Annotated in this window: 4 protein-coding genes; all 4 read right to left on the bottom strand. The window is 36.9% G+C overall.

Going from position 1 to position 9,611, the window contains the following annotated elements; genetic code table 11:
• A partial coding sequence (locus MCY_RS06325; protein WP_007347543.1) for an autotransporter outer membrane beta-barrel domain-containing protein occupies nt 1-2,000 on the bottom strand: 2,000 nt, incomplete at its 3' end.
• Nucleotides 2,001-2,170: 170 nt separating this feature from the next.
• Nucleotides 2,171-5,515: an autotransporter outer membrane beta-barrel domain-containing protein gene (locus tag MCY_RS06320; RefSeq protein ID WP_007347542.1), complete on the bottom strand. Its 3,345-nt coding sequence runs from the start codon at nt 5,513-5,515 to the stop codon at nt 2,171-2,173.
• Between the two features lie 160 nt (nt 5,516-5,675).
• Complete coding sequence (locus MCY_RS06315; protein WP_007347541.1) at nt 5,676-8,294, bottom strand: autotransporter outer membrane beta-barrel domain-containing protein; 2,619 nt, start codon at nt 8,292-8,294, stop codon at nt 5,676-5,678.
• Between the two features lie 195 nt (nt 8,295-8,489).
• Nucleotides 8,490-9,611, bottom strand: a 1,122-nt coding sequence (locus tag MCY_RS06310; RefSeq protein ID WP_007347540.1) for an autotransporter outer membrane beta-barrel domain-containing protein, incomplete at its 5' end; no start/stop codon positions are given.

Here is a 9,611-nt window from a genome sequence, read left to right as displayed (position 1 = left end):
GGAGGAGCAACAGAATCAGAGGACTCAGAAAAAGGGGAATCAGACATAAACGATGTAGGAAGCGGATCGGGAGGTGGAGGAGCAACAGGACGAGACAATGAAAACGCAGAAGGCTTACCAAATGGACCATTATAAGAACCTAATCTAGGAGAAATATAAATCCCTTCAAGTCGGAAATCCCAAAAATCCCCCTCACCTTCCACTAATCTTTGCGTAGTTTTCGCTTCTCCAAAGGGCGAACCTGGACCATAACCACGAATACGATATTGATAAGGAAAACCTTTCACCGTAGTATAACCCTCATAACCATTAGCGAGTTGAAAAGAACCCGCCTGTGCTGTTCCAGCAACTTGAATGAGTGAAATGCTTTGATCTCTTCCTTCATAGACTTCTTTACGTGCATATTTTGGAAAATTTTGCACATGAATGAATGTCGTTCCAGAAATATCACCATAAATCAATATACGATCCGTCTTGTGAGAATCAAACATCCCCTCATCGCTCAAAAATGCATTCAATTTAATCTGAGCGTTTCCCTCAGCACTGTAGACTTTCTTATCTGTTGAATCTGAAATGTTATCTCTTGCATCTATATCTGCTTTTTTTCCAATGCGCAGGATTTGATAACCACTATCTTCATCAAAGATCAATGTGCTATTGGAAAGCTTTAGAGAAGAAAGTGATGAAACAGATTCCTGTAAACCGTTGTATTTACGTTTGGTAAGATACCATTTTGAATAATGAGTTAACTCTAAATCAACAGTCGATTTATCGTCAACACGCGTCCCTCCTGTAAGAAAAGAAAAATTTGCTTTCACCGATAGCGAAGCTTTATTTTCAGCTTTTAGCAACAAATCACCAGAGATTTTTGTTTCATCCGATAATCCAAGAGTACCTTTTACTTCATAGTCTTTATTCCCCTTCGCATAAATCGCAATCCCGTCTGGAACTGTCATATTTGTCTCTGATAAATGAACAAATGCCATCCCCGTGATAACTTGTTTGGTTTCTAAATTTTTTTCATCATCTCGTTTCCTCAACATTTTAGCAAACTCTTCTGGAGCTAAAACATTAAAATACAGACCACATGCTCCCTCCCCTTTCACAGAAATATTGTTTTTTTCTATCTTAATATTTGTATTTTTAAAGCTATTTGGTAAGCTATATCCTTGAATTAACCTGCCATTATTATCGACATAACCTGAAAAGTTTTTAATCAAGAATGCATGCATATGGTTAAGCTGAAAATAACTGTTTTTCGAATGAACATCGCCTCCTTGGAAAACCTCAAAAGCTTCTGGCAATCCCCTCATAGCGCCATCACCACCTGTTCTCGATTCCTCCCTCCTTCCTTTTCCTATAATACCTATATTATTAAGAAAATAGCGCCCCCCAAACTGAGTTGAAAATGAGCCAATCTGGTTAAAATTAACAGTACCTTCTGACATTCTAACCATTGCACCAAAACCACTCATAATACCGATCCCTTTTACATTCGAGTTATCAGGCTCAATATCAATATTTACACTCTCTAAATTAATATCCGCATCTCTTCCCCATGCATAAATAGCATGTGAAGTTCCCTTAATTTCCCCTAATGTCATGCTAATAACTGCATCTTGAGCAAGAAGAGCAGGTATGTCCTTAAAATCTGAAGCTGCTAGATTAAGTCTTCCACCATTTCTTACATACGCGCCATAAGCAGATATTTTATCTGGATTATCGCCATAAACTGTTACCTGAAACGCATCAACAATAGTACCTGCCTTTTCTACATATATAGCTGCAATAGGCGCAGTACTAGTAGATGCCTCCTGAGAACTTTTTAAGTAATAAACTTTATTTGCAAGGAAGTGTATTCTTCTATCATCACAATTATAAAACACCCCTCTTCTATCATTTGAAAAGTCCGTAGAACAAGCATAAGTAACCTGTAAAAAATAAAGAATAGCTGTTGTAAAGTTGCATAAAAATACATGTTTGTGAAATACATAAACCATAACTCTTCTTGACTCCTATTCCCCTATTTCTGTTCATTGAAGAATAATATCTATATCTAATTTAATTAACTTCTCAAACTATAATAAATATAAAAACAAAGAGCTACTTTTAATACTTAATACAATACTATATATACTTATATATAAATTACTATATAGTTTATATATAGTTAAAAAATATAACGCAATTCAGCAGAGAAACTCGTTCCAGAAAAACCAGCTTTCTTCAACCTACGCTGATAAATAACATCTCCATGAAGGAAAAGTTTTGAAGAAAGACGCGCATTAAACCCAAGCCCTGCTTCCAAAGAAGAACCAAAAGAACCTAACTGGAAATCGTTTTTAAAAGAAACAAATTGCTTATCTTCAAAACTATGTAAATAAGAAAGCTTACTGTAAAAAGAAACAACATGTCCCTCTTCAGAAACATTCAACATCTTGCTTAAACGCCCACCAACACGCCCAACCCATCGATGAAATTTTCCCAAATCAACATCAATATTATCAACATCAAGCGCTTGAAGAAATTGAAGATGCTGATAAGTTACCTGAACCTGTGGATCAAACACAACTCCTTTATAGCCTATTGCAAACGTCTTACCACTCGTGAAAGAACCACTAAACTGTTTACCCTTTAATGCCACAACTTTACCTCGTGCAAGTGTTAAAACATCTCCCTTAAAAAGACCATATGATAACACCCCATCTAGATAAAAACCGGTATCATGTTGCAAACTTCCATAAGCAGCAAGAGACCATTTATTAAATCCGCTTTTTTTGCTTTGTTCAACATCCTGAGGGATTAGAGAAAGAGCACCATAAGTTCCCAAAGCACCAAATAATGTACGACTGTATAAATTCTCAATCTCACTCAACAAAACCCCTGCTTCCAATGCATTATAATCAAGCTCAGCGCCATAACCATATTCAAAAGCAGATAAATTGGAAGTATAATGATGGTTACCACCATAAGCACGCAGAAAAAAGGCGGTCTTTTCATCCTCTTTCCAAGAGGATTGAAAAGTATTCCGCATTGTCTCCAATTTTTTATTTTGCGCAACCATATCCATCAAACCAGCATGGAATAAGGCATTTGGTAAAAGGAGATAAATTGGCAATTGAGGAACAACAGCTCTAATACCTAGTTCAGGCTGAATATCAAGCGGCATAGGAAGATTAGATGAAGGATCAAAAGCATCAGAGGCCGTAGAAGATTTTGTTTCAACAGATGCAGAAGGGGTAGGAACAAAATCCGGAGATGAAGGTGATACCGGAACTGATGGCTCAGATGACAAAACCTCATCAGTAGAGGTCTCAACTGAAACAACCGGCGCTGGCACAGATTGCTCAGTAGAAGAATTCTCTGAAACAGTTGGTAAAGAGGGAGGTACAGGTGAAATAGGCGTAGAAGGGGTAGGAACAGAATCCGTAGGAATAAATGTTTCAGACGACTCAGATACTTCAGACAAAGAAACTATAGATGGGACAGACGAAGAATCAATAGAAGAAGATTGTTCAGGCAAAATAGTTTCTGTTGGCTGTTCAGAAGCTATCATTTCTACTTCAGATTTAGGTGGTAAAACTGTAGATGTAGGTTCAGAAACAGATTTGGAAGAATCTAACTCAGAAGCAACGTAAACACTTTCAATACGAAAATCCCAAAAATCCCCTTCCCCTGCAACTAATCTATTCTTTGGATCCGCTTCTCCAGAAGAAGAACTTGGACCATAAGCACGAAGCTTATATTGATAAGGAAATCCATTTATTGCAGTATAATTACTCAAAAGTTTAAAGGAATCTTCCTTTGCCTTTCCAAAAACCTGAATAATCGAAACACTTTGATGTCCATCCCCGTTAATCACTTTTTCCTCTGAATCCTTTTTCTCTGAATCCTTTTGAAATCTTTCCATACTAATGAGAGTAGTGCCCCCAACATCACCATAGATCAAAATGAGATCGGTTTTTAGAGAATCAAACGAGCCATCATTATTCATAAATGTGCTCATTTGTATCTGAGAATTACCTTCCGCTCTGTATACTTTATTGGACACATTATCCACACCCGCTGTTTTACCAATATTGTTTGATGCACGAATATTGTCTCCATTGTCTATTTGGTTTCCAATAAATAATGTATGATAATCTTGAGAGAAATATTTCTCAAAAACGACTGTACTATCAAAAAGACTTAAAGTAGAAAGCGATGAAAAGGCAGCATCTTCTTCTTGTAAATCTTGATATTTACTTTTAGTAAGATACCATGTTGACCCCTTTTTTAACTGTAAATCAACACGAGACCTGTCCTCTTTGTGTATTGCCCCTTTAAGAATCGAAGCAGATGCCTGAACAAGAAGAGAAGAAACATTTTCAGTTTTTAATAATAAGTCACCAGAAATTCTTGTATTTTCCAATAACTCAACGGTAGCTACACCCCCAAAACCCTTATCTCCAGTACTATAAATGGCGATGCCTTCTGGGACTATCAAATTTGTCTCTGATAACTGAACAGATGCCTTTCCTACAATGATATTTTTTCCTTGTAACAATACTTCATTTAATGAATGAGGCATTCTAAACCATTCATCTGGTCTTAATCCATAAAAATACAGACCATGTGCTCCCTTACCTTTCACAGAAATCTTACCGTTATGAATCTTAATATCCGTTTTCTTAAATTCATTAGATGAGCTAAATGCGTCCCAAAGAAAGTTGCCTTTATCATTCACATCAACCGCAGAACTTTTCACCCAAAAACTATGCATATCGCTCAGTTCAATAGAACTATAACCTAATTGAACATTACTCCCTTGAAGTACATCAAAGGCTCCAGGCAATTCATCGATACTTTCTTCACCGATAATAACCGTTTTTCGTGTTCCTTTTCCCTTAATGACGGTACTATTGAAAGCGTATCTTCCTCCATAAAACGATGAAAATGTACCTTTCCCATTAAAATTCACAATACTGGCTACCATATTAATCTTCGCACCAAGTCTACTCACAAACCCCACATCTTGCAAGTTATGTGGCTCGATCACAATGTTTACACCCACTAAAGAAATATCCGCACTTTGACCTAAGGCATAAATAGCGTGCGAACTTCCCGTAATAGATCCACCTCTCATGCGAATAACTGCATTCTCAGCATGAAGAGCTTGTACATTCTTAAAATTTGAATCTTTTAGATTCAGATGTGCACCATATTTTGCATAAGCACCATATGTAGATATTCCACCTGATTTATCCCCCGTAACTGTTATCTGAGATGCATCCACAACTGTACCTGCTTTTTCTACATAAATAGGAGCAAAACCAAATGTATGTTTTTGAAGATTTTTTAAATTATAAGTTTTATTTCCGATCGTGTGCTGTTTACCATCATCGCACTTATAAAAACTCTCTGTTGCATCACAGGAGGCTGCAAAAACATGAAAGCTTGCATTAATACTTACAACTAAAAAAAAAGAACAAGCACCTATTACAAAAAACCTATAACTTTTACATGTACCAACCATAAACTTCTTACAAATCCTTCTCTATTTAGAGTGGATGAAACTTGGAAATAATACTAAATTAAACACACGAATCGCGAAAAGTTTAAAAAATAAATAATCCCTTTACGCTCCATAAGACACCCTCTACTTATGTGAAAATCACTTTATATTTCAAGTATATCTAAAAGCGATAGCGTAAGCCTCCTGAAAAAATGGTCCCTGAAAAACCACTTTTACTAAGACGATGCTGATAGATTACATCTCCGTGCAACATCAAATTCGAAGACAACTGAGCACTAACCCCCATTCCAGTTTCTAAAGAAGAACCAAAAGCACCTAATTGGAATTCATCTCCAAACTGCACGCGTTGTTTTTCCCTAAAACCATTGGTAAGATGAAGCTTTCCCTTGAAAGAAACAACATGTCCTTCTTCAGAGGCAACAAGCGTCTTGCTTAAATTCCCGCCAACACGCACCACCCACTGATCAACTTTTCCCATTCCAACATCAAATCCATCGATATCAGACGTCTTATCAAATGGTACACTTTGATAAACAACCTGAATCTGTGGATCAAAAATAAGCCCCTTATATTGCCCTATCATGAATGACTTCCCCGCAATCCATGAAGCATTCAGAGGTGTTGCCTTCAATGTTGTTGTCTTGCCTCTTGCTTTCGTTAGAACATCTCCTTTAAATAAACCATAAGAAAAAAGACCATCGATATAAAAGCCTGTATCATGCTGTATGCCAGCATATGCTGTAATAGCCCATTTATCAAATACACTTTTTTTGCTTTCTTCAACATCTTGAGGTTGTAGAACAATTTTCCCATAGCTTCCCATTACTCCAAAGCTTAAGGTATGATGTGCATCCTCAATAGCATTGAGCAAAATACTTGCCTCAATAGCATTATAATTCAAATTCCCACCATAACCATATTCAAGCGCAGACAGATCAGAAAGATAACGATAACTTCCACCGTAACCTCGCGCAAAAATAGCAGAACTTTTACCACTTTCACCCAAAGTTCCAATGGCGGTCCGCAATGTTCCCAGTTGTTTGTTATGATTACTCATATCCATCAAACCAACCTGAAACAAAGCATTAGGCATCAATAAATATGTTGGAACTTGTGGGACAACAGCTTTAACGCCTTCTTCATGATAAAGAACAGAAGCATCATGACTGGCAACAACATTATCATGATGATCACGCGTGCTTAAAGAACGAGATACACGACGACGAGGAGCGCCATCTTTCAACTGAGTATGAATCCGGCGAGAAGAGTGCTGAACATATTCAGCTTCAAGTCGGTAATCCCAAAAATCTCCCTTTCTCTTTTTTCCTTTAGCTAATTTATTTTCATCTTTTGCTTTTCCAAGAGAAGATGTTGGACCATAAGCACGAAGACTATATCGATAAGGCACCCCTCTTAAAGCGACATAACCAGCTGCCAATTTAAAAGAATCTTCCGCAGCTTTTCCATAAACCTGAATAATTGAAACGCTTTTATTATTTCCTTGTGTATCTTTACGGCTTTCCCCCTTCCTCACATCCGCTGGAACTTCTACAATATAGACCTTAGTTTTTCCATAAATATTACCATAGATCAAAAGCTTATCAGCTTCGATTTCTCTTACTTGACCATCTTTTATATCAAGAGATGCATTAATAAGAAGACGTGCATCATTTGCAACATAAACATAATCTAAGCCATGATCATCATCAAACTTCCCAATGTGAAGTGTCTGATAATGAACATCTTTTGGCTTCTGAAAGACTATAGAGCTATCCATAACCCTTACAAAGGAAACAGATGAAGAATGCCATTTATTATTTTTCCCTGGCGTCACCGTCCATTGCGATTTATTCGATAACTCAACTTCAGCATAAGATTTTTTATCAACGCGCGCTCCCCCTACAAAAAAAGAAGCATCAGCTTCAACTGCCACATGCGAGTTAACTTTAACGTCTAAGAATCGATTAGCAAAGATACGTGATCCCTCTAACGCAGTAATATGAGGAAATCTTTTAGCATCATCGATATAAATAGCTGTACCATTAGGAACCTTAAAGTTCGTCTTCTTGAATTGAACTTCCCCCAATGCTGACAACATTTCCCCTTCTATATATTCCTCTTGTAGAAGACCTCCTTTTAAATAAATTCCACGAGTCGAACGCCCATTAAGAGTAATATCTGAATTCTCAAAAACAACGCCAGAATAACGCCAATCCCATGAACCATATAAAGAGTCATCATCCAATACGCCATATCTAGTCGTACCGCCAGGAATGAAAACACCCTCTGAGCTCTCCACCACAAGACCATAAATATTCGAAACATTAATCTTACCATCCTTCACAAGAAGAAAGCCACCTTGTTTTACACCAAAAACAGCCTGATTAAAGCCATTTATATTTTGATCATTGACTGTGTTCTTGCCACTTCCAATAATGGAAATTTTATCCAAAACAATCTTCATCTTTTCTTGTGCGAATACCTCGGATAGAATTTTACCAGTGTTTTTTAACTCCAAAGTCCCTTCAACCCCTAGACTCCCCTTTTCCCCCACTTTAATGTTTGTTTGATCGAACTTTTTTACCTTCGTAACACCAGAAAAATCGCTACCAATAGTATCTAAATCATTACGCTTTTCGAGAACATCACATGAAGAAGACTTCAAAAGAGAACTACACGAAAGTTCCTCCTGTGCATTCGCATCTATATTATGCACAAAGAATAAAACAGACGTCGTAAGAGCATATAAATATATATGGCGTTTTAATACCTTAATCATAATTTACTCTAATTTCTTTTTCTCATCTTCATTGAAAATCGAAAAGCACATCTGACTTAGCTACCGATTATTCTTATTATGTATCTATTGAATAATTTGTTTTGGATTGTGTGTAAAGTTAAAAACAGAAAAATAACACAATAAAATCACATTTTGCACTTATGATTTCTATAAAGGGCCTAATTAATAGAGAAATTAAAAATGATAGCTTAATCCACCAGAAAAATGCGTTCCAGAAAAACCAGCATCAGTAAATTTATGCTGATAAATTAGGTCAGTATGAAGAATAATTTTTGGAGACAGCTGCGAATAAATACCAAACCCAGCTTCTAAAGAGGAACCTAAAGAACCAAGTTGGAAAGCATCTTTAAAATACACAAATTGTTTATCATCAAAATTACGGACGAAATAGAGTTTGCCAGAAAATGAAAGGACATGTGCATCTTTAGTAGATGTAAACGTCTTGGTTAAATGTCCACCGATACGCACTCCCCAATGATCTGGTTTTCGCATATCAATATTAAAATTATCGATATCACGAGTTTTATGAAACTGGAGATTTTGATAAACAAATTGCACCTGTGGTTCAAAGATAAAATATCGATAGCCTACAATAAATGTTTTACCAGCAGTTAAGGAAATACTTAGAGGCTTACCTCTCAATGCAGCTGTTTTACCTCCCCTAAGTGTGAGAACATTTCCATTAAACAAACCATAAGAGAAGAAACCATCCATATAAAAGCCCGTGTTATGCTGCATGCTCCCATATGCTGTGATTGTCCATTTATCAAATATACCTTCTTGACTTTGTTTAACCTCTCGAGGCTGCAAAGAAAGCTTACCATAATTTCCCATAATTCCAAAGGATGTCGTACTGTATGCATTTTCGATTTTCTCGAGTAAAATACCAGCCTCTATAGCGTTATAATCAAGGTCTCCTCCAGATCCATATTTAAGTGCAGACACATTTGAAGTATAATGATGATGTCCCCCGTAACCGCGCACGAACAAAGCGGGATTTTCATTAATTTTAAACGGTCGATTAGAAAAAGTTCGCAGTGTGCGCAATTGCTTATTTTGATTACTGATATCCATCCATCCAGCATAAAACAAGGTATTTGGCACAAGAATATAAGTTAAAACCTGTGAACCAACGGCTCTCATATTTCGCTCAAAATGAGATGAAAGATCAAAAACAGAGGGTGGAACAGAAGAACTAGATGCAGGCCGCGATACAGAAGGAGGAGGAGAAACAGAGGACGGTGCAGAAGAGCCAGACGCAGGCCACGATACAGAAGGAGGAGGAGAAACAGAGGA

This window comes from Bartonella rattimassiliensis 15908 (genome assembly GCF_000278215.1).
Classification (GTDB): Bacteria; Pseudomonadota; Alphaproteobacteria; order Rhizobiales; family Rhizobiaceae; genus Bartonella; species Bartonella rattimassiliensis.
Note: the sequence above shows the minus strand (reverse complement) of the source record. Positions and strands in the feature narration are given on the sequence as shown.